This window comes from Paenibacillus sp. 2TAB23, assembly GCF_052115165.1.
Classification (GTDB): Bacteria; Bacillota; Bacilli; order Paenibacillales; family Paenibacillaceae; genus Pristimantibacillus.
This window is the reverse complement of the sequence record NZ_JBFRGD010000026.1, coordinates 42,977-66,855: the sequence shown is the minus strand read 5'-3', so window position 1 is coordinate 66,855 and position 23,879 is coordinate 42,977. Positions and strand designations below refer to the sequence as shown.

Below are 23,879 nucleotides of genomic sequence, written 5' to 3'. Positions count from 1 at the left end.
AGGGGGGCGATTACTTGGAAATCTATGCGATAAATATTGAAAATGCCGATTTTCTTCTTTGCCAATATTTAAGTCGGCATGTAAGTGAAGAATTGCGAAATAAACTGCAAAGATACCGGTTCAAAGATGATTTCATACGATCATTATTTGGCGAAGTGCTTGTACGAATAGTTGCCTTTGATCATTGGAATATTTCTCATCATCAAGTGAAGATTGTTCGGAACGAGTACTCCAAACCTGCTTTGTTAGGTTATCCAAATTATCATTTCAATATCTCTCATTCCAGTGATTGGGTCGTTGCTTGCTTCGACATTTCTCCGGTAGGTATTGATATTGAAAGAATAAGACCATTCGATCTCGCAATCGCAAATCGATTTTTCTCCAGGTTGGAAATTGAGCATATGTATAAACAGCCTGTGAATCAGAGATTGTCATGTTTTTACGATTTTTGGACGCTAAAAGAGAGTTATATTAAGGCTGTAGGTAAAGGACTTTCTATTGCTCTCCATTCGTTTTCTTTTTTTCTCGAGGGCAAGGATATAAAACTTAATGCTGGAACGGAAATGGATACTTGGTGTTTTCGAATGTATGAGTTGGATTCCGGTTACAAAATGGCTGTATGCGGGAATCCGCTTCGGTTCCCCGAAAAGATTCATATTCTTCCGTGGACGAAAGCGTCAGATCAGTTTGAACGAATTATCAATGCGTAAAAGCAACGAAAAAATAGTTGAAACGTTTCCAAAACATTGCTATGATGAGTCTGAAGGATGAAAACGTTTTAACTGGGGGTATTTAGTTGCATAGCATTAAGGATGTTGCAAACTTGGCAGGGGTGGGGGTTGGAACAGTATCCAGAGTTATCAATAACATAGGCTCAGTCAAACCCGTAACAAGAAACAAAGTAATCGAAGCGATTCGAGAACTAAATTATGTGCCGAATCAAGTCGCAAGAAATTTCAAAATGCAGCGTTCCTATCTCGTTTCATTGTTGCTGCCCAGCATCTTCAACCAATTCTTTTCGGAGCTTGCATATCATATTGAAGATGAGCTTGACCGAAACGGGTATCAGCTGCTGCTATGCAATAGTGGAGGCAAACCGGAAAAAGAGCTGTATTATTTGGAAATGCTGAAACAAAACAAAGTTGCGGGAATAATTGGCATCACTTACAACGACATTGAGGAATATGTGAATACAGATATTCCGATCGTCAGCATCGATCGTCACTTTTCCAAACAAATTACTTGCGTAACTTCCGACAATTTTGAGGGCGGTAGAATCGCGTTAAAAGAGCTTGTCAAAGCAGGCGCCAATAACGTTGCGTTTATTGGAGGCGCGACTTCCATCAATTCGGAAACAAGGAATCGAAAAAAAGGATTTATTCATGAAGCAGAAGCGATGGGAATTCGGTACGTCGTATACGAAGAGCCCGATCCGATCGCAGATGATATCGCTTTTATAAAGCGGTTCCTGAAGAAGTATCCGGAAGTGAATGGCGTTTTTGCCATCACCGATATGCTTGCAGCCAAATATATCGAGATTGCGAAAAGAAGCGGACTTCGCGTCCCGGAAGATGTAAAGGTCATCGGTTACGACGGTATTCAGGACCATGAGTACTTCCATCCCGTATTATCAACCATTCGTCAGCCAGTTGAACAAATGGCTAGAAAGGCTGTCCGGCTTCTTCTCAAAAAGATTGAAGGCGAGTCGGTCGAACATGAAGATTTTATAATTGCTGTCGAGTACTGGCAAGGCGAAACAACATGAGTTGTCAGCCTTTCCATAATGATTTTGGAAACGCTTCACAAACAGAAATCATCGTCACAGGATCGTTAATTGCTTTAAGATCGAAGCGTTTCATGGATGTACGTGTTATCGCGGACTGAATTGGAAACGTTTCATTTACGAGAATGTTATGCGGGGGAGTCGGAAACGTTTCATTTACGAGAATGTTATGCGGCAAATTGGAAACGTTTCTATTATGAGAATATATTCATACGAGAGAATGTAGTGTGATGAGTTGGAAACGTTTCAATTATTGAACGATATTTTTTACGGGAGGGATTATGGTGAACAAAGGGTGGATTGGGGCAGTGCTTGTTTGTATGGTATGGATGCTTGCTGCATGCAGCGGAGGGCCTTCCGAAAATAGCGAAGGCTCCCAAGAGAGCGAAGGACCCGTCAAACTGTCCATGTGGGTTCACATCTCCGAAGACACGTTGGAAGGAAAAGCTTACAAAACGAGAGCGAAGGCGTTTAACGACGCCAATGTCGGAAAAATCGAAGTTGAAGTTCAATACATTGCTCGTGGAGGCGGCGGAACGGGATATGAGGACAAAGTCAACGCAGCGTTAACGACGAGTTCGCTGCCCGATGTGCTAACCCTGGACGGTCCCAATACGGGAGCTTACGCTAAATCCGGCATCTTGCTCGATCTGTCGGATCGTCTGTCTGAGGAATCCAGGAATGACTTCCTTACTACAGCCTTGCAGCAAGGAACGTACGAAGGGAAATTGTACAGTTTGGCTATACAGGAATCGACGGTTGCCGTGTTCTATAACAAGGACATGTTTGTCCAAGCAGGTCTCTGCAAAAGCTTCGAGTCGTGCGATCAGGACCTCGGAATCACCGTTGAGGACCCTTGGACGCAGGATGAGTTCAAACAAATCGCAACCACTTTGAAAAATAAATTCAATAAACCGGCCATCGACCTGCACCTCGGTTCGCAAGACGAATGGGTGACATTCGGACTTGCGCCTTTCATCTGGACCAACGGAGGAGAATTGATTTCCGAGGACGGCATTGAAGTCCAAGGATATTTCAATAGCGAAAAAACGGCCAAAGGCTTCACCTTCATTCAATCTATGATCAATGAAGGACTTTCCGCCGCGGTTCCTGAAGACAATGCGTTCGAAGTGGGCATATACCCAATGTCCTTAAGCTCGGCCTGGACGATTCCGCTGATGAAATACAGCTATGTCGACACGGTTCCTCACTGGGGCGTGCTTCCATATCCAGTCGGCGAATCCGGTAAGCTCCACGTACCGACGGGCAGCTGGGCGTTCGGAGTAAGCGAATCGACCAAGCATCCGGAAGAAGCGGCGAAGCTTGCGGAATGGATGACGAACAAAGAGTCGACGATCATGGTTACTAATGCCACGGGACTGCTTCCGGCAAAAACTTCGGCCTATGCTGAGGTTTCGAAGTACAAAGAGGGACCAGACAAATTGTTTATGGACCAGTTGATCGCAGGCGGGCATCCGAGACCGAATGTTTTCGCGTACCCTGAGCTTACATTTTCTTTCCAGCAGGCCATCGATCGGATCGTCAACGGCAAAGATGTCGGCGAAACGCTGGACCAGCTTACGAAACAACTGGAAGTCAAGTTGGAGAGACACAAGAGGTAGCTGGAAAGGAGCTCGATATGAATACATTCACGCTCGGTTTAATTGCGGTTTTTATACTGATCCTGGCTGTATGCATCTTATGGGATATTCGAAAGTCGGGCGAATTCAAATTTAAGTGGGGCCATTCCTTGGCCGGCTATATCTTTATGGCTCCGGCGCTGGTTCTGATTATCCTGTTTGTCATTCAACCGATCGTATTGTCGCTTTGGTACGGCTTTACCGATTATTATTTGCTCGAACCGAACAATATCCATTATCTCGGCCTGGACAACTTTTCGTCGCTGACTAAAGATTTGGGCGGCCAAGGCGATTTCTACCATGCGCTGAAGAATACTTTATACTTCATGCTGTTTTGCGTGCCTTTGCAAATTGCTGTTGCTCTCGGTTTGGCGTTGTTGGTCAATAAGCCGCGTAAAGGTGGGAATTTTTTTAAAGTTGCTTTTTTCAGTCCTGTCGTTATGTCATTGGCGGTCACGTCATTCCTGTGGTTATACATGTTGAGGCCGGACGAGAAGGGCTTAATAAACGGCTTGCTGGTGAAAATGGGGATTCCGGTGCAAGGCTTCTTTACCGACCCGGATCAAGCGATGAACCTGATTATCCTCCTCTCGGCATGGCAGGGCGCAGGTATGCAAATGATCATCTTTCTTGCGGGCCTCAAAAATATTTCCAGAGATTTGTACGAAGCGGCTCAATTGGACGGAGCCAATCGGTGGAAAAGCTTCCTGAACATCACCATGCCGGGTTTGAAGCCGATTACGCTGTTTATCCTGATTACAACCTTCATCGCGGCGTCCAGGCTGATGATACAACCGATGATTCTGACCGGCTACAAAGAGTTCACTGTGACTCTGTCTTACCTTATTTATACCGAGGGCTACGTGTTTAAAATGGTCGGATACGCCAGCGCCATTGCTCTGCTCGTGACCGTACTGATCGGTTCCATGACACTGGTACAGCGGTATGTACTGAGAGAGGTGGATTAGACGGATGAAAGGAATGACCGTGAACAACAAAGGCTTCAGGCTGTTATTTATCTATCTGTTTATGTCCGTTCTCGCCGTTCTGTTCCTGTTTCCGACGGTGTGGATGCTGGCGGCCTCGACCAAACCGGATGTTCTGATCTACAGCGAGACGGGGAAAATATCGAGTTTCATTCCCAATATGACGGATGGCTCGGTTTTCCTTCGAAACTATGCGATTTTATTAACTGATTACAAGATTTGGCGTTTTATGTTGAACAGCTCTTTCTATTCCGCATTCATCGTGATCGGCAACATCATCGTTTCTTCCATGGCGGGGTACGCGCTTGCGAAATTCCATTTTCCCGGGAAAAGCTTTCTGCTCGGGCTGATTGTCTTTCTCATTGTTGTACCCATTGAAACGACGATCATTCCGCTATATACGATTGTACACCGCTTGGGCTTGACTGGCACGATCTTTGCGGTACTGATCCCGCCTCTGGTCAGCGTATTCAATATATTCCTCTTCCGGCAATCGTTCGTAAGCGTTCCGAGAGAGCTGGAGGAAGCGGCGATTATGGATGGCGCCAGCAAATTGCAGGTCTATTATCATATTATTCTGGCCACTTCCAAGCCGATTATTGCCACCATTGCCACCTTGAATTTTATCGGCGTCTGGAATGATTATATATGGCCGATTATGGTACTCCCTGCTCCGAGCGGAAACGGCGACTGGCCGCTTTATCCGATACAAGCCGCATTAAATTCGTTAGCGCAGCAGCCGATGATCGAAACCGGACAGATTATGGCCGCTCTCACCTTAGCAACGATTCCCCTAATCGTTGTCTATGCCCTGGCACAGAAATACATCGTGGAAGGGTTTAGTACCGCGGGGATTAAGTAATCCATAAAGAACGGGGCAGCATACGGCGAAAGTAGGCAGGCTTCTACCCAATCGCTTGACCGTGTTTCGATCTCGTGAACTTGTTTGCAAAAATTCAACCGAAGGAAGTGTGTATTCTTGAAGAAAATTGTATCTGTTCTGTGCGTGCTTGTATTAGCCGTTTCGTTGGCCGCTTGTCAAAGCAATGAGGAGAACGCTGAAAGTGCCGGCACCGCATCCAACAATCCCGAAGCGACTGCGCCTGCAGACATATCGGCTTGCACGCCCGAGAATGCGCAGCCCGTTAATGGAGGATTTGAGACGGGTGACTTGACTGGTTGGACAATTGTGGAAGGAGATGCCTTTATCGATGATACCGTAATGACGAACCCGACCTTCTGGAAAGAGAAAATACCTTTTAAGCATGAAGGAAATTGGCACTTGTATGGTTTAGGGTTCGACGAGACGATTAAAGAAACGAAAACGGGCAAATTAAAATCCTCAACCTTCACAATGTGCGGCGACGGAAAGATTTCGATGAAGATCGGCGCCGCTCGGGACATCGACACAACATTCGTTGCCGTCCATTTGGCCGAGAACGACGAAATGATTGCCAAGCAGTCGAACACCGAGTTTGTCGATCCTGGAATTGCGGACGTATCCAAATATGAAGCCGGACTAGGCTTTACGAACAACTATGCGGAGTACACGTTGGACCTGTCCAAGTACTTGGGCAAAGAGATGTACTTGATGGTGGTCGATGGGGACGACGACGGCGACTTCGGATTTATCAATCTGGACGATATCCGTACGTATTACGTGGACGGCGTAGCGGAACCGCAAGCGGCTGGCGAGAAGAAAGACAAGGCAAGATCGTACGACTGCGCTCAGGCAGCAGCTCCTTCTCCTAATGAGATCGCCAACGGCGGATTTGAAGAAGGCAACCTGTGCGGCTGGACTATCGAAGGAGACGCTTTCGAACATGCGGGCGTAACGGTGGACGAAACCTGGTGGGCCGAAAAAATTCCGTATAACAAAGATGGAAAATACCTTTTCGGTTTGTTTAATGAAGGCGGCAAAGGCAAGCTCACGTCGACAACCTTCGAACTTGGCGGCTCCGGAAACATCAGCTTCAAGCTAGGCGGAGGCAAAGATTCTTCCACGATGTACATCTCGATCATCGATGCGGACAGCAAGAATGAGGTCGCCCGGTATGGCAACTCCGAGTTTGCAGACGTTAACTTTCCGAATGTCGATCAAGGCATGAGACTAGCCAACATGGTTCAGTACCATGCGGATCTCTCTAAGCATCTCGGCAAGAACTTGTATATTGAAATCGTCGATCAGGCGTCGTCCGATTGGGGTTTTATGACTTTCGACTCCTTTAATACAAAGCTTGATGCGGCTCCTGCGGATTCAATCGAAGCTACAAACCAGTTGAAGTAAATCTGGCTGATCTAAATGGAGAGCCAGCGACAAGCGGCTCTCCATTTAAACCAAGTAGAGAGGATAGACAGTGGGTGAAAAAAATACGATTTGGGCAATACGGCTTGTTTTTGGCATTAAGCATCTTGGTCCTTGGAATGGCAGCGTGCACGTCCGAATCGGATGAAAAGGGATTGACCGGATACTGGAATTTTAACGAACAGACCGGCGAGAATATTGTTGACCTTGTCAGCGAAGAAAAGCAGCACGTCAACTACGTGTTTAATGAGAGAAATCAACCACTGCTGTACAAAAAACATTCCGATCCGTTATGGAAGAAGATCGGAATCAACGGCGGTTCATTGCTTTTCGACGGATATTCCACTTTTATTGAAAAGGAAAAGTTCGATACGCCTGAGGATCAACTGTCTATTGGCGTATGGGTGGCGCCGCGAGCTTTCGAATGGGGAGATCAACAACTTCTTTCCGCATTCGTCAGTCAAGGGAGCAAGGAGAAAAAAGAAGGCTTCGTTTTTGGAATGTACCGGCATGGGACGTGGTCGCTTCAATTGGGGCTGGGAGATTCGCTGTTGGCTGGCAATGTGGAAATTTGGGACAACGGACATCCGCTGCCAAAGTTCAAATGGTCATATGTCGTCGCGACGTTTGATTCCACGGAAGGCAAAGCGACGCTTTACTTGAACGGCGAGAAAGTCAACGAAGAAGTGTTTGAAGAATACAAAGGCAAGCCTATTAATAAAAGCGACGATAAGTTGTCCATCGGCAAGCACAGTAACAATTTCAAAGTGGCCGGCGTATTCGACGCCAACATGTTTAACGGCATGATGGACGAACTGAAAATATATGACAAAGCCTTGACCAAGGCAGAAGTGAAGCAGTCTTATGAACATTATGTCCAAACAAGCGGAAATGCGGTTCCGCATATCGCTTATGATGAGATCCGAATCGATCCCGCCATTTATGACGGAGACCGTTATCGCCCTCAGTTTCATGCCATTCCGCCGGGATTTTGGATGAACGAGCCGCATGCCCCGGTTTATTACAACGGCAAATATCATTTGTTCTATCAGCACAATCCATTCGGCCCCTTCTGGCATCAGATCCATTGGGGACATTGGGTCAGCGATGACATGATCCGATGGGAAAACGTGAAAGAAGCAGTTTCCCCGGAGGCCGGTGAGCTGGCGCCAGACGGGGTCTGGACGGGGAGCGCAACGCTCGACCGCGATGGGAAACCGGTCTTGTTCATTACCGCGGGCAACGACAGCGAAAAACCGAATCAGAGAGTAGGATTGGTTCGACCGGTCGATCTTCAAGATCCGTATTTAGTGGAGTGGAAATCCCACCCGCAGCCGATCGTCGTTCAGAAAGAAGGACAAGGCGATTTCGGCGAATTCAGGGACCCGTTCGTATGGAAGGACAACGAAAAGGATGTTTGGTACATGCTCGTCGGTACCGGCACGAACAACAACAATGGGGGAACGGCCTCTATATATTCCTCATCCGATCTGGAAAATTGGGAATATCACGGAAACGTATTTGAAAGCAATCGCGATAAATTCAAGTTTCTTGGCGAGCATTGGGAGCTGCCCCTCCTGCTCCCTGTGCAATCGGCCGATGGGTCAATCAAGAAAGACATTTTCATCGTCAGTCCCCATGGATCCGGTGCTGATGTAGAAGTCTATTATTGGCTAGGCCAATTCGACGAAGCATCGAAACGATTTGTTCCCGAGCACGAGGAGCCTCGTCTGATCGATTACGGAGACGGCTTCTTCACCGGTCCGAGCGGGTTTGTTGATCCCAAGACGGGACGATCCATTCTCTTTACGATTGCTCAAGGATCCCGGGGCTCATGGGAAGAATATTATGCGGGATGGGCACATACGACAGGGCTGCCCGTATCGCTATATTTAAATGATTTGGGACAATTGCAGGTGTCTCCAATCGAAGAGGTGAAGAACGCCAGAAGGAACACCTTGCTGGAACTGTCCAACGTCACAGTGGATGAAACCAATGCCAAACTGAAAGACATCAAAGGCGACTTGCTGGAGATTTATCTGGAATTCCACAACAACGGCGGAAATCCGGCCGGCATCAAGGTAAGACAAGCGCCTGACGATGTGGAATACACTTCAGTCTATTATGATACCGCTGACAATCGGCTCAAGGTTGACCGCTTGAACTCGAGCCTGGACAAAACCGGTTTGGGCGTGCAGCAAGCGCCGTTATCGGTGGAGAATGACACCGTCAAACTGAAGATCTTTTTGGATCGCTCCTTGCTGGAGGTGTATGGCAATGATTCCGTAAGCATTACCAGCAGAATATTCCCAACTTTGGAAATGGCAACGGGACTGGAAATTTTCGGAGACAGCAGTCTGGTTGTCGACCGTTTGACGGTATTCGAAATGGGCTCCGTGTACACGGATGCGACTGTAAAACCGTATTATGACGAGCAATAGCTGGAAGGGGACGAAGCATGGGGAATTTTACGGTTCAACAAGCAAACGATTATATCAAAAGGAACGAACACCTTGTCCATCAAGATTATCGGCCAGGGTATCACTATGCCGCAGATATCGGCTGGCTTAACGATCCGAACGGCTTTTCGTTTTTTGCCGGGGACTATCACCTCTTTTATCAATATCATCCTTATCAAGCGGCTCCTGGCCCCATGCATTGGGGACATGCGAAGAGCAAAGATTTGATCCAGTGGGATTCGCTTCCCGTCGCGATAGCGCCGGATGCCCCTTATGATCGGGACGGTTGTTTTTCGGGTACGGCGATTGAAGTGGACGGCCAGCACGTGCTTATGTACACTGGCCATCACAACCCCGACCCCGAAGATCCCGGGAAAATCCGTCAGACGCAGTGCCTTGCGATCGGCGACGGCATTACCTACACGAAGTTGGACGAGAATCCGGTCATCGGATCGGATGCATTGCCTGCAGGTGCTCTCCTGCAAGACTTCAGGGATCCGAAGGTGTGGCGCAAGAATGGCAGTTATTACTCCGTTATCGGGAGCCGCTACGAGGATGACAGCGGGCAAATACTGCTGTATCGATCTTCCGATTTACGGTCATGGCAGTATGTGGGCGTTATGTCCAGAAGCGGCAACAGGTTCGGAAAAATGTGGGAATGCCCCGATTTGTTCGAGCTGGGTGATCGGGATGTTTTGATTCTGTCGCCGCAATATTTGGAAAGAGACGGAGAGCGATTTTGCAATGTTCATTCCGTCACCTACATGATCGGCAAGCTAGATTACGAGACGGGGGCGTATGAATACGAATATGCCGACGAATTGGATTATGGATTTGATTATTATGCTCCGCAAACGTTAATCGATGACAAAGGAAGAAGAATCATAATTGGTTGGATGCAGATGTGGGACCGGAATATACCAGCTGCGCAGCTTGGACATCAATGGGCAGGCATGATGACGCTACCTAGAGTATTGAGCCGCAGAGGCAATCTGCTCTATCAGGAACCGGTGAAGGAAATCGAAGACTACCGAAGCCATCACGTTACTTTCCAATCCAAGTTAAACGGAAAGCGGTCGCTTCATGAAATGGAAGGGAAGCAGCTAGAATTAAAAGTTGCGTTCAAACCGCTTGGCGCTTCCACATTCGGATTGAAGGTCAGGAAGGGGAAAGAAGAGGAAACCGTACTTTCGTACGATGCCGAGGTGGGTACATTTTCCTTCGACCGTTCCCGAAGTGGTCATGTGATTCAAGAGGCTCCTACGGAGGGCGGTATCAACGGCGTGAGAACGGTATCGGTAGGCTTAGAAGACGGCGTATTAAACCTGAGAATTTTCCTTGACCTGTCCAGTATCGAGATCTTTATCAACGACGGGGTGAAGACGATGTCTTCGACCATCTATCCGTCGGGTGACAGCAATGGAATCGAATTGTTCTCGGACGGCGAGGTGGAAGTAACTATAGACAGATGGAAGTTGTGCCATAAGGAAAACTCTAAACGCATGGAAGAAGACATCATTAGCCATAGTGTATCTTTCTAATCGCTATGACCAAGTACTAGAGTAGGGCATTGAAGAGAATAGTAGAAGCAGAATCAATCGAAAGAGCGATTCTACTACTAGCATATATTCCTATGCTTTATGATGATGAGCTATTATTCTGCCGACATAGCAAGGTATCATTTTTATTCGCGTAAGAGGCTGAAATGAAGCGGCTATTGAGGGAGGTGAGCGACGGGGCACAAGCGGAAGCTTAAAGGAGCTGCGATTTCATAGTTGTAAAATTGGAAACGTTTCATCATGGGGTTGCACAGTTTTTTTCGTATGTTTAATAACTATATAAGCTGAAATAATGAATGAGCTGTGCGGGTGGAGAGAATAAAGTCGTTCTGGAGAAATGCAATATTCTCTTTTGCAGACCAAAGGGTAACTACATGTGAAACGAATCAAAACCATTTGGCTGCAACCGCGATCGGAAGAATGACTTTGTTCACGCAGCGTTAACGGCGTACTCAGGTTTAGTTCATCTTATATAGTTTAAGTTCAAGCTGAATCAAAAAGGAGAAGGTTCTTCCATGCTAATAGGTCATTTAAAAAGGCAACAAATTGCTATTGTTCTTTCATTGCTGTTGGTTCTTCAACTGATCGTTCCCGCTTATTTCGTAACAAGCGTTTCTGCTGAAGAGCCGCCAGTAACGGATGATGTCTTTGAAATTCAGAATCCAGGCTTTGAGACCGGCGATTTAACAGGGTGGACTGTAGTTGAAGGAAGTGTATTCGGTTCAAACAGCGTATCGAACGAAACTACTTGGTGGGCGGAAGAAATTCCGTATAACCAAGAAGGCGCTTATCATTTGAACGGTTGGAAAACCGGCGAGGCAGCTACAGGCAAGCTTCGCTCCAGTACCTTTACGTTAGGCGGCAGCGGCTGGATTAGTTTCAAGCTGGGCGGCGGCAAGAATACGGAAAAGGTGCATGTCAACGTAGTGGATGCGGAATCGGGAAAGCTAGTTGCCAGATACGGAAACACGGCGTTTGCTGATGTTAATTTTCCAAATGTGGAACAAGGCATGCGTCTAGCAAATATGGTGCAGTATAAGGCTGACTTGTCCGCTCAACTAGGGAAGAAACTATTTCTGGAAATCGTAGATCAAGCAAGCAACGATTGGGGGGCGCTCTTTGCAGATGCCTTTTTTACTTATCACCTTGCCGATCCGGCTGAAGGCGTGCTTGCATCAGATCTTACGCCGGATCTTACCGATGCTCAGATTGAAAATGCAGGGTTTGAGACGGGAGACTTAACTGGTTGGACGGTCATCGAAGGAGATGCGTTCGGACCTACTAGCGTAACGGATTCAACGTACTGGTGGGCGGAAAACATTCCTTACAATCAAGAGGGCTCCTATCACCTGAATGGCTGGCAAACATCCGAAGCCAATACTGGAAAGCTCCGCTCCAGCACCTTCACGTTAGGCGGCAGCGGCTGGACTAGCTTCAAGCTGGGAGGCGGCAAAAATACCGAGACGATGCATGTAAATGTTGTGGAAGCGGGTACGGGCAACGTTGTAGCCAAATTCGGAAACACCGAGTTTGCCGACGTGAACGTCCCGCATGTGGATCAGGGCATGCGTCTGGCCAATATGGTGCAATACAAGGCCGATTTGTCGCTTCATTTGGGCAAAGAGCTGTATTTGGAAATCATTGATGCCGCAAATTCCGATTGGGGTGTCCTATTCGCAGATGCGTTCTTCATGTATCTGGCGGCCGAGCCAATGGAAGGAATTCTAGCAACCAATTTGCAACAGACGGAGATTACGAACGAGCTTGTGAACCCAAGCTTCGAGACTGGTAATATGGCAGGCTGGACAATCGTTTCAGGCGGAGCATTTGGTCCTGACAGTGTTTCTGGAGATGCGACATGGTGGGCAGAAAATATTCCTTACAATCAGGAAGGCACATACCACTTAAATGGTTGGAAGCATCTGGAGGCTGAAACGGGAGTCGTACGTTCTTCAAACTTCCTATTAGGAGGGAGCGGCTGGATCAGCTTCAAGCTGGGTGGAGCCAAAAATCCGGGCAAAGCATTCATCAATATCGTCGAGGCGGACACGGGGAAAGTTATTGCCAGATACGGCAATAGCGAATTCGCGGATATTAACTTCCCGGATCCGGGGCTGGGCATGCGTTTGGCGAACATGGAGCAGTATAAAGCCGATCTGTCCGACCATCTAGGCAAGGAGTTATATGTAGAAATCGTCGATTACGCAACGAATGACTGGGGCATTATTATTGCGGACGCGTTCTTCATGCATCATGAAGTAGAACCAGCCGAAGGCGTTGTTGCGGCTGATATTAAACCTGATTTCGAACGGTATCAAGTCGACAATCCCAGCTTCGAAACCGGAGATTTAACGGGATGGACGATCGTAGAGGGCCAAGCATTTGACAGCGACAGCGTTTCTGATGAAACGACTTACTGGAATGAGAATATTCCGTATCATCAAGAAGGCAGTTATCACTTGAACGGTTTGAGAGCCTTGGAAGCCGAAACAGGCAAGCTTCGTTCTTCGACGTTCGAGCTAAGCGGCACAGGCTGGATTAGTTTTAGACTAGGCGGCGGCAAGCACACGGAACAGGTGTATGTTAATGTCGTCGACGCGGATACAGGCAAGTTGATTGCCAGATACGGCAATACCGAATTCGCCGACGTAAATTTCCCGAATCCGGATCAGGGATTGCGTCTGGCGAATATGGAGCGGTATAGAGCCGATTTGTCTAAACATATAGGCAAAAATCTGTACTTTGAAATCGTCGACAACGGGACATCGGATTGGGGTATGATTTTTGCGGACGCTTTCCATGTCTTCAATGAAATTGTACCTGCAGAAGGGATCTACGCGGTAAATGCTATACCGACGGAGATTGCCAATCGTAGCTTTGAAACCGGGGATTTCTCCGACTGGACAAAGGATGGAAGCGCATTTCAAGTGATGAATGAGGCTCTTGAGGCGAAGGAAGGAACGTTCTACGCGGCATCCAGCGTTGAAGGAGAAGGCTCCATTACATCCAACGTCTTTACGCTACAAGGCGCCGGGGTAATCAAATTCCGTATATTGGAGAATCAGAATCCCGAAGATGCTTATGTTGCTTTATTCGATGCAGACAGCCATGCAATGCTTCAGAAGACAGGGGATATAAGCGGCAATGAACAAATTTCCTGGAGCGTTCAGGAGCATTTCGGCAAACAGATGTACGTCAAGGTAATCGACAATTCCAATGATGCCAGCATTGCCGTCGATGGCTTCCAAGCGCATACGACAGGAAACATTGCTCATTTGAGCCTTGATGATGGCAGCGGAAAGACGGCGCTCGAAGAAGTTCGCAATCTTGAGCATGATGTGAATTACGTGTTTAATGACGCTAGATACATGAATTCGAAGGATCCAAGGTGGAGCTCGAACGGGGTGAAAGGCGGCGCCTTGCTGTTTGACGGATACTCCAATTATATCGAGATCGATGCCGAGGAGATCGTGCCCGTCAACGATGCGTTGACCATCGAAGCGTGGGTGTCCCCGCGCAGTTATGAGTGGGGAGACGGCAACAAGCTTTCCGCAATCGTGAATCAATCCGATCAGGATAAAGCCGAAGGCTTTGCCCTTGGCATGTATCGGCATGGCTCATGGTCGATGCAGGTTGGCATCGGCGGCCAATGGATAGAAGTTTGGGTGCACGATCGCCCGTTGGAAAAATACAAGTGGAATCATGTGGTCGCTACGTTCGATAAAGAAGCTGGAATGATTAAGTTATATTTAAACGGTGAGGAAGCCGCGTCTAAAGCGACGCCAATAAATATCCCGATCACGCCGTCCACGGAAAATCTGATCATCGGGAAAAACAGTAAACCAGTGGAGTTAGCCGGACTGTTCTCCTTCAATATGTTCAGCGGTCTTATGGATGAAGTGAACCTGCGCAATAAAGCGCTGACGGCGCAAGAGGTACTCGCGCAATATGAGAGCGTGAAGGCGCTGCACGGCGGTGAGGTTCCGAATATTCCGGACGCCGACATCGATGAAGATCCAAGCGTGTTCGACGGTGATCAGCATCGTCCTCAATACCATGCCATCCCGCCGCAAAACTGGATGAACGAGGCCCATGCGCCATTTTATTACAACGGCAAATATCATCTGTTCTATCAGCATAATCCGCAAGGACCTTTCTGGCATCAAATTCACTGGGGCCACTGGGTCAGCGACGATATGGTGCATTGGGAGAATGTAAAGCCAGCACTCGCGCCGGAAGCCGGCACCCTTGATCCGGACGGAGCATGGTCGGGCGGCGCGACATATGATGCAGACGGTAATCCTGTTCTTTTCTATACGGCAGGCAATGACTCCTTGTCTCCCAACCAACGAACAGCGATTGCAACACCGGCCGATTTAACGGATCCTTATCTGGAAGATTGGGTAAAACATCCCGAGCCTGTAACGGAACAAAACGGAAACGGCATTAAAAATGAATTCCGGGATCCGTTCGTATGGTACGACGAAGAGGTCGATAAGTGGTATCAATTGGTTACCTCCGGGATGGATGACTTTAGCAGCGGTACGGCTCTCATTTATGTATCCGATGATATGTACAATTGGGAGTACAAAGGACCTTTATACACTAGCAACAGAAGCGTTTACCCGGAACTTGGAACGGTGTGGGAATTGCCGGTGCTGCTGCCGCTAGGTACGGATAGCCAAGGGGACAAAAAGCACATTTTTATCATTAACCCTCACGAAAAGCCTGAACATGTTCTGCCGACCAACGATGTGCAAAGAGACGTTGAGGTCTTCTATTGGATCGGCAATTGGGATCGGGATAGCTTCCGATTTATTCCGGACCAAGAGGAGCCTTCAAAGCTGGATGTGGGCGATGGTTACTTAACGGCAGAAAGCGGTCTGGTCACGCCTGACGGCAGATCGGTTATTTTCTCGATGGTGCAGAACGTTAGAACGCCGCAAGCCGAATATTCATCGGGTTGGGCACACAATTTGGCGCTGCCGATTGCTTTGAGCTTGGACTCGAATGACAAATTGAAAATCGAACCAATAGAGGAATTGCATGAGCTGAGAGGAACGAAATTGGTCGATTTCACGAACAAAAACCTGAACAGCGCGAATGCGCAACTTAATGATGTTAAGGGAGACATGCTGGAGATCGTAATGGAAATCGATCCAGGCGAAGCGCAGAAATTCGGGCTCAAAGTACGACGCTCCGATAATGGCGAAGAAGAAACGCTTATTTATTACGACAAGTCAACGAGCACCTTTAATGTAGACCGCACCAAGAGCAGCATTGATCCGGACGTACGAGTGGACGGCATCCAAGGAGGCTACGTCGAACTGGACGGCGAGAACTTGAAGCTCCATATCTATCTGGACCGATCCGTCGTCGAAGCGTTCGCCAACTACAAGAAGAAATTAACGACGCGCGTCTATGTAGGCAGATATGACTCGTTAGGTTTGCAAGTCTGGGCCGATAACGACATTACCGTAAAGTCTATGGAAGTTTGGGACATGAATGCGTTGACGGGAGAGCCAGCGGCCCCGGTCTACGTACCGGAAAATTGGGACAACACCGTGTACAATGATATTACCGAATTGCCTAACCATGATTTTGCTACCGGCGACTTAACCGATTGGATAACGGAAGGGGATGCATTCCAGGACCTTCATGTTTCCGATGTCGAGAAATTCTGGGATGAAATTTATTTCAATCCTTCGCAAAAAATTCCGGGCGGCTATCATTTATGGGGATACAATGAAGCGGCCGGCGGTGACAGCTTAACGGGCACGCTTAAGTCGGAAAACTTCATTCTTGGCGGCAACGGCAGGATTGATTTCCTCATCAGCGGCGGACGTGATATCGATCGTTTATACGTTGCTCTCGTCAGAGCCTCGGATGGAGCAGAGCTGTTCAAAGCGACGGCAACGAACTACGAGGAGTATCAACGAAAGATTTGGGATGCATCGGATTATATCGGTGAAGAGCTTTATATGAAGGTCGTCGACCAATCAAGCGGAGGTTTCGGGCATATCAACGTTGATGATTTCAACGTGCCGGTTCGAATCAATGAAAATAGCGTGCCGGATGGAAACGTAATGGCCGGCCCGAAATCGAACGGACAAGGAAAGATTATAGTCAAAATTGCAAAAGGAGAAAAGAAAGCGTTGCTGCCCGCAGATTCGGCGGCGATCGATGGCAAAAACGATTTAGTTATCATACACGAGGATGTCGAACTTGAAATCCCAGCCGACGTGTTAGCGGAACTGCAGAAACTCGTAACGGATACTGAACGAAAGAATGCTCAGATCTTGTTTGAAATGGATGTCGTAAATGCTGACACAGTAAAAGAACTGTTGGAAAAAGCGAAATCCAAAAACAAAGTGAATGTAAAAACAGCCGGCGATGTCTTCGAGTTTAACGTAGCCATCGTTACGGAAGATGGAATAACCAAAAAGCTAACGAAGTTCTCGAAGTCTATCAGAATCAAGCTGAGTGTGAGCGATGAAGCGAATCTAGATGTAGTCGGAATCTATAACATCGCGGATGACGGCAGCCTGGAATATGTTGGCGGTAGATATGAGAACGGGCAGTTGACCGCAGAGGTGCAGCATTTTAGTAAATATGCTGTATTAGAATATGACAAGTCATTCAAAGATGTAAGCGAACAATATTGGGCTCATGATGCAATTAGGAAGTTGGCTGCAAAACATATTGTTCAAGGTATAAGCGAAACCGAGTTTGGGCCAAAACAAGAGGTAACCCGTGCTGAATTTACAGCATTCATCGCACGCGCTCTTGAATTGGAGGCAAGCGCACAAACAAGCTTTAAAGATGTAGACAGCACCATGTGGTATGCAAAAGTCATAGCGGCAGCCTTCGAAGCGGGCATCGTAACCGGACATAGCGCGGATGAATTTGCGCCGAACAAAACCATCACTCGTCAAGAAATGGCGATGATCATCGTAAGAGCGTTCGAGTACAAATCAGGCAAGGATGTCGCGTCTTCGGCTAATGCTCCATTCATGGATGGCGCAAATATTAGCCCATGGGCTAAAGATGCAGTAAATGCAGCGGCTGAACTCGGTCTTATCCAAGGTAGAGGCAACAAGCAGTTTGTACCGAATGGGTATGCAAACCGTGCCGAAAGTGTACAGGTTGTGTCGAAGCTGCTTGCTGCATTCTAGAGCATCTATAAAATAGGCGCAGCGGAGAACGATTCTTTTTCTAAGCACTAGGTAGTTTTTCCAGAAGCGTAGTTGGACAGAAGTGTACGAATGATTAAGCTCCAGGGTATGTCTGCTGTCAGGCATACCCTGGGGTATATAACAGATGGCCTTATATTTCTGATGGGAAACGTACATTTCCACCGCTTTGTCGATCATACTCTCAACATCAGATACCTTGGTTCATTACATTGAACATGGAGAGCTTGAGCTGATCTGGGATTTCGAAACCAGAGCACAACTATCTTTCCGATAGCATAAGCGACTTCCAAATCGTGAGGGAAACCGTGGAGGTTCGATTCCTCTCATCGACACCAATCTATTAAAATTCAAGCTCACTGGGAATTTCCCAGTGGGTCTTTTTATTTTATCTAGCCCATTTATAGCTTAGAAATTGGTTTTAGCGCGCCGGTGCTCCGAGTACCTTGACAATAGCTGCATCTTTGTCTATCCTTTCTGCAGCATATATAATCAAGATGAATGTTGACAATATGAGCCTTCAGGAGAATGATTCAGATGACCAAACGGATACTAATCGTTGAGGATGAAATCCATATATCCAATATTATTAAAATGAATCTTAACCTGGTTAATTATGAAACAGTCGAGGTTTATGATGGTTTGGCAGCGCTAGACGTACTCAAGCAGGAAAAGTTTAATCTTATTTTATTAGACGTTATGATTCCATCCCTTGACGGGTTCGAGCTGATGGAGCGGATTAAGCCATACGGCACGCCAGTTATTTTCTTAACGGCAAAAAACTCGGTGTACGATAAAGTGAATGGACTGAAGCTGGGCGCAGACGATTACATGGTTAAACCTTTTGAAGCCATTGAGCTATTGGCTCGTATCGAAACGGTGCTGCGCAGATATGGAACGGAAGATAAGGTGATCACCTTCCAGCATGTTCAAGTGGATCTAGATAAAAGGGAAGTCGTGATCCAAGGCGAGCCTGTGGAGATGACTCCCAAGGAATATAATCTGTTAGTTGTTTTGCTCAAAAACAAAAACATTGCATTGACTCGGGAGCAGTTCCTGGAAAAAGTATGGGGCGCTGATTACTATGGGGAAACTAGAACGGTAGATATGCATATCAAATCACTCCGCAAGAAATTGAACCTGCATGAGCAGATCAAGACCATCTACAAAATCGGATACCGGCTGGAGGAGTGATCGATGAAATTATGGCTGAAAATTTATCTTTTCTCGATCCTCGTGTTTGTCGTTATCTTCAACGCGGCTTCTATTATGGTTATAGAACGCAGTCATAATAAAATGCTGGTACAGGCCATCGACGTGGCTCTAAGCCAAAATATGAGCATTCATTCCAGTGTGGATGCTATCATACCCATCCTGCGAATCTATGACTCGATCGATTACGAGAAAACGGTGTTAACGAGGATCGCCAACGAATTCGTGGATAAGAACAGCGATCAGGAAATGTATCTAGATATTAAGGACGATTCGGATCGTACAGTTTTCAATAACTCGGATTTCCCGATGCCTGCGGAACGAAGTGAGCTGGGCAATCTGACTAATAATCGGATTCATTATATACTAAGAGATATGGGCTCCAAAACGATCCTTTTTACTGCGAACATTACCGATATTAATCATAAACGATATGTATTTACGTATATGAAGGATGTTACTTCTGTCTATCAGGAACGCATGGACCAGTACAAGTTTTTTGCGCAAGTCGATTTGGCTGCTTGTCTCGTGTTTATGATGATCATGCTGATTGTGAGCAAAGGCTTAACCAGATCCATTGACAGGCTGAACCGTACAGCAAAAGTGATTGCCCAAGGGGATTTTTCGGAGCGCGTCCCACTGAAATCACGTGATGAAATCGGCGTATTAAGCGCTAGCTTCAATGAGATGGCGGGGGTTGTCGAAGACAAAATTGTTGAACTGGAGCGGATCAATGAGGAGAAGCAGCGGTTTATTAATAATTTTACGCATGAGCTTAAAACACCGCTGACCTCAATAATCGGATATGCCAATTTTTTGCGTACGACCAAATACAACGAAGAGTTATTCGTCGATGGGCTGAGTGTTATATACTCAGAAGGGAAACGTTTGGAATCGCTCTCCTTCAAGCTGATGGATTTGATACTGCTGAAGAAGGGGAATTTCCAGCTTGAGCAGCGGAACTTGCGTGAGATTATTGCGGAGATGAAACCGGCGCTGGACATTATGGTTAAGGATAAAGGCATAGAAGTGGTGCTGGATTGCCAGGATGCCTATCTGCCTTTGGAGAGTGATTTGATCAAGGTGTTGGTTTTTAATCTGGTGGATAATGCGCTGAAGGCTTCTTCTACGGGGCAGACGGTAACGCTTCGCAATTTCTGGCGCGAGGATGGCTACGTTCTCGCTGTCATCGATCAAGGCATCGGAATTGCCATAGAGCATCAGGATAAAATATTCGAGCCCTTCTACATGGCAGATAAATCAAGAAGTGGCAGCGGGGCTGGCCTCGGGCTTGCGATCTGCCTAGATGTTGCAGACATACACAATGCCGCTATTCGAATAAGCAGCCATAAGCCGCATGAAACAATCGTAGAAGTAATCTTTGCGTCTACCGATATGGAAAGCGGGTTACGCAGATGAGAAAATACGGAATAATTATGCTGTTCACGGTATCCATAACGCTGCTGACAGGCTGTCAAGGTTGGTTCAACAGTAACCCTAAGGACACCGTAATGGTCAAAAATATACCTCAAGTGCATCAGGACAATGAACTAGAGTATGAAGGCGTATTGTCTCAGGATGCTGTAAAGACACTGAGCATACAAGCGGTCAATACCTATTTTGAAAAAAAGCTGGTCATCGATCTTGTACAATTTGAAATATTGGCGATTGATCAGAACAAGCTCAAAGAGCTGTTGAATGAGGCCGAGATTACCTCCCAGCCCATGCAGAGGCGAACTCAGCAGAATCAGATGCCATTCACCAGTGAGCTCTCGGCTATTTCCGGCGGTCTATACAATGTGACCTTGACTTCCTCGGATGCTCCAGCTGTAGCCTATGACATCGTATTAAATGCCAAAGACGGGGACATTCTGAAAATCTTTTGCTCTTACAGAGAAACGAGAGCCGTGCCTGGAGAATCGGATGAAAAGGTATTTGAATATGCAGATCGTTTCATCGAAGAATATGGAGATTACCCCTTGTCTGAATTAACCAAGCAGATGAATATGACCAGGTGGGGTCCAGCCGTAGAGGTATATTATACAAGCAAAGAAGATAAGGATTTGAAATATTGTGTCATGATTGATTTCGGCAGCAATGCATTTGTGGGATTCAGTAAAGATGTAATGGCCTTGCTCAGCTATTATTCCAAGCTGTAAGCAAAGTGCTAGTTACATATTGCTTGTTACAGGGTTGATTCCAAGTCGCTTGAAAGGGCTTGGAGTCAGCCTTTTTTTCGTGGAGCAGTCTGCTGTCCAAACTTTACAACTTCAATATAAGTCTATCTCACTTATGATATATCCGCTTTGTATACTGTGAGAGTGCCAGCAAGAGACTCGGCATCCAGGTGGAGACTGCAGGGTACCCACCATGTACCGCGAATCAAATCAAAATCCGAGAGGAAGAATGTATCGTGAAAAAAATGATGCTAATCGTGCTTGCAGCGCTGTTTGCATGGACAATCACTGCATGTAGTACAGGCACCGGAAATCATGGTGAGAACGGTGTCACAGTCGGAAACGGAAATATCGGCAATACCGGAAAAGGCGAGGAGCAGCCTGCTGGTGGCGATAAGCCCGGCACCTCGTCCGGCCAGCAAGGAGGCCTAGGAAGGCCATCCACGACAGAGAAGAAAACCGTCGTTTTCTCTACTTTTTTCCCAAGCAATTATTTTAAAGAGGCCAAAAAACGATACGAAGCCCAGCACCCTAATATTACGATCGACTTGCAATATATCGATTCGGATAATGCGCATTTGGAAGAAAACCTTGAGAAATTCGTGAAGACAACGGGAACAGCAATGCTTTCGGGAAAAGGCCCCGACTTGATCGAAATGGACCAGCTGCCGTCAGATGATTATGTAAAGAAAAAAATGCTGGCGAACCTTGGAGAGATCATCGATCGTGATCCCGATTTCAAAAAAGAGCAGTACTTCACTAATGTTTTGAATGGCATGCAGGTGAATGGAGGCATGTATGGCCTGCCTGTCGGATTTTTTATTTATGGGCTGATTGGCAATGAGGATGCAATTAAGAAGAGCGGAGTTCCGTTTGACGACAGCAAGTGGAACTGGGATCAATTCATCGTGACAGCTCAAGAAATGACCAAAGGGATGGATAAGGACCATCAATACGCACTGGGAGGGAGCATGCCTGAATACATGACCACACAATTTGTAAATGAGCGTTTTGCGACATTTATTAATCAGGAGCAGGGGAAAGCAAGCTTTGAATCCAGCAGCTTTACCGATCTGCTCAAACAGGTGAAAGTGTTGTTCGATGAAAAAGTTGTTGGCACAGAGGCACGCTTCCCGTTGTTCCGTACCGTGCAAATCAATTCTCCGGCCGATTACATTCGGGAATTGCGTCAAAGCGAGTTTATTTCGGGAGGCAATGCTTACGTTTCTAAGCTTTATTCGAGTCCTAGTACAGATCAGCAGCATCCGGGAGGCTCCTTCAGAACCTATCAAACAATTGGGTTGAATGAGCGCTCAGCAGTTAAACCTGAGGCGTGGGACTTTCTGAAGTTTCTGCTTTCAGATGAAATGCAGGCTAAACAGAGTGGTGCGGGGTTCCCGCTGAACAAAGCCGCTTATGCGAAGCAAGCGAAAGGAATTGTAGAGAAAGGGAGCGTTGAATCCGATCAGCCGATCGGCCCGATGAAAGGCAAGAGCTTTGAGATTAAGCAACAGGATATTAATGATTTGGAGAAATTTTTAAATGGGGCAACCTATCCGCTGCAGTTCAAGCCCTCCCAAATCGATGAAATTATTGTTGAAGAGGCGCAGGCCTTTTTCACAGGACAGAAATCGGCTGAGGATGTGGCGAAGCTCATTCAGAATAGAGTCACAACTTATTTGAATGAATAGTTTTGTGAGGCACCTCCGCAAGGAATGGCTCACCGCTATTCTCTTTCTCGCGCCGAGTTTGATCGGATTTTCTGTCTTTTATCTTGTTCCGCTTGCGAATGGTTTATTGTACTCCGTTCAGGATACGACAATAGATGGTACGTTTGTAGGCCTGGACAATTATCAGGCAGTCCTATCCAGCGGCTCTTTCCGCAAAGCAGCCTCTAATACTTTGCTTTTTACAGGCGTGAGCGTACCTCTTATCATTGTGCTATCGCTGCTCTTTGCGCATTTGTTGAATAAAAAATTGTTCATTCGGGGCTGGCTGCAGACCGCATTTGTTATGCCGCTTGTCGTACCGGCGGCTTCGATCGTGATGATGTGGCAAATTGTATTTGATTGGAACGGGACCTTGAATGAAGTGATTCAGCATCTGCAGCTGGGGCGCATAGATTGGATGAAGTCGGATAGCTCCATCATTGTATTGATCATGATTTATATATGGAAAAACATCGGCTATAACATTATTTTATTTCTCGCGGGATTACAAAGCATTCCGAAGGATTATTATGAAACGGCAGATATTGAAGGCGCGGGGGAACTTCATAAGTGGCGGCATATTACATGGGTATATTTGACGCCGACGACGGTTTTCGTTGTACTTATGTCGGTTATCCAATCCTTCAAGGTGTTCCGCGAAACCTATCTCATTGCCGGAGATTATCCGCATGACCGCATCTATATGCTTCAGCATTATATGAACAATATGTTCCTATCACTGGATGTACAGAAGCTGACGGCTGCCGCTGCCCTTATGGTCTCCGCTATTCTTCTGCTTGTGGGCGCCATGCTGATGCTGGAACGCCGCTTCCGCAGCTATATGGAATAGGGAGGA

General features: G+C 46.9%; 14 protein-coding genes. All 14 read left to right on the top strand.

Going from position 1 to position 23,879, the window contains the following annotated elements; translation table 11 throughout:
• Nucleotides 1-14 precede the first annotated feature (14 nt).
• The 14 genes from AB4Z29_RS27405 (at nt 15) to AB4Z29_RS27340 (ending at nt 23,873) form a co-directional block, all read left to right on the top strand.
• Nucleotides 15-710, top strand: a complete 696-nt coding sequence (locus tag AB4Z29_RS27405; RefSeq protein WP_441946149.1) for a 4'-phosphopantetheinyl transferase family protein — start codon at nt 15-17, stop codon at nt 708-710.
• An 86-nt stretch (nt 711-796) separates the two neighbouring features.
• Nucleotides 797-1,765, top strand: coding sequence for a LacI family DNA-binding transcriptional regulator (locus tag AB4Z29_RS27400; RefSeq protein ID WP_441946148.1), 969 nt, complete (start codon nt 797-799; stop codon nt 1,763-1,765).
• Between the two features lie 299 nt (nt 1,766-2,064).
• Nucleotides 2,065-3,405: an ABC transporter substrate-binding protein gene (locus AB4Z29_RS27395; RefSeq protein ID WP_441946147.1), complete on the top strand. Its 1,341-nt coding sequence runs from the start codon at nt 2,065-2,067 to the stop codon at nt 3,403-3,405.
• 17 nt (nt 3,406-3,422) lie between these two features.
• Nucleotides 3,423-4,391 carry a carbohydrate ABC transporter permease gene (locus AB4Z29_RS27390; protein ID WP_441946146.1) on the top strand — a complete coding sequence of 323 codons (969 nt, stop codon included), beginning with the start codon at nt 3,423-3,425 and terminating at the stop codon, nt 4,389-4,391.
• 4 nt (nt 4,392-4,395) lie between these two features.
• Nucleotides 4,396-5,271, top strand: a complete 876-nt coding sequence (locus AB4Z29_RS27385) for a carbohydrate ABC transporter permease (protein WP_441946145.1) — start codon at nt 4,396-4,398, stop codon at nt 5,269-5,271.
• Nucleotides 5,272-5,388: 117 nt separating this feature from the next.
• Entirely contained in the window at nt 5,389-6,696 is a 1,308-nt protein-coding gene (locus AB4Z29_RS27380) for a hypothetical protein (RefSeq protein ID WP_441946144.1), read from the top strand.
• Nucleotides 6,697-6,770: 74 nt separating this feature from the next.
• Nucleotides 6,771-9,155, top strand: a complete 2,385-nt coding sequence (locus AB4Z29_RS27375; protein WP_441946143.1) for a GH32 C-terminal domain-containing protein — start codon at nt 6,771-6,773, stop codon at nt 9,153-9,155.
• 17 nt (nt 9,156-9,172) lie between these two features.
• Nucleotides 9,173-10,714 carry a glycoside hydrolase family 32 protein gene (locus AB4Z29_RS27370; protein WP_441946142.1) on the top strand — a complete coding sequence of 514 codons (1,542 nt, stop codon included), beginning with the start codon at nt 9,173-9,175 and terminating at the stop codon, nt 10,712-10,714.
• A gap of 533 nt (nt 10,715-11,247) precedes the next feature.
• Nucleotides 11,248-17,907 carry an S-layer homology domain-containing protein gene (locus AB4Z29_RS27365; RefSeq protein WP_441946141.1) on the top strand — a complete coding sequence of 2,220 codons (6,660 nt, stop codon included), beginning with the start codon at nt 11,248-11,250 and terminating at the stop codon, nt 17,905-17,907.
• A gap of 555 nt (nt 17,908-18,462) precedes the next feature.
• Nucleotides 18,463-19,119: a response regulator transcription factor gene (locus AB4Z29_RS27360; RefSeq protein WP_441946140.1), complete on the top strand. Its 657-nt coding sequence runs from the start codon at nt 18,463-18,465 to the stop codon at nt 19,117-19,119.
• Between the two features lie 3 nt (nt 19,120-19,122).
• A complete protein-coding gene (locus tag AB4Z29_RS27355) occupies nt 19,123-20,556 on the top strand; it encodes an ATP-binding protein (RefSeq protein ID WP_441946139.1) in 1,434 nt (477 codons plus the stop codon).
• The gene (locus AB4Z29_RS27350) at nt 20,553-21,296 is read left to right on the top strand and encodes a hypothetical protein (protein ID WP_441946138.1); all 744 of its coding nucleotides are present in this window, start codon (nt 20,553-20,555) and stop codon (nt 21,294-21,296) included. The genes AB4Z29_RS27355 and AB4Z29_RS27350 overlap by 4 nt, the downstream gene beginning before the upstream one ends.
• A gap of 263 nt (nt 21,297-21,559) precedes the next feature.
• Nucleotides 21,560-23,005 (top strand): ABC transporter substrate-binding protein, encoded by a 1,446-nt coding sequence (locus AB4Z29_RS27345; RefSeq protein WP_441946177.1) that lies wholly within the window; start codon nt 21,560-21,562, stop codon nt 23,003-23,005.
• On the top strand, nt 22,998-23,873 hold the full coding sequence (locus AB4Z29_RS27340; RefSeq protein ID WP_441946137.1) for a carbohydrate ABC transporter permease: 876 nt from the start codon (nt 22,998-23,000) through the stop codon (nt 23,871-23,873). Before AB4Z29_RS27345 ends, AB4Z29_RS27340 begins: the two co-directional genes overlap by 8 nt.
• The last annotated feature ends 6 nt before the right edge of the window (nt 23,874-23,879 follow it).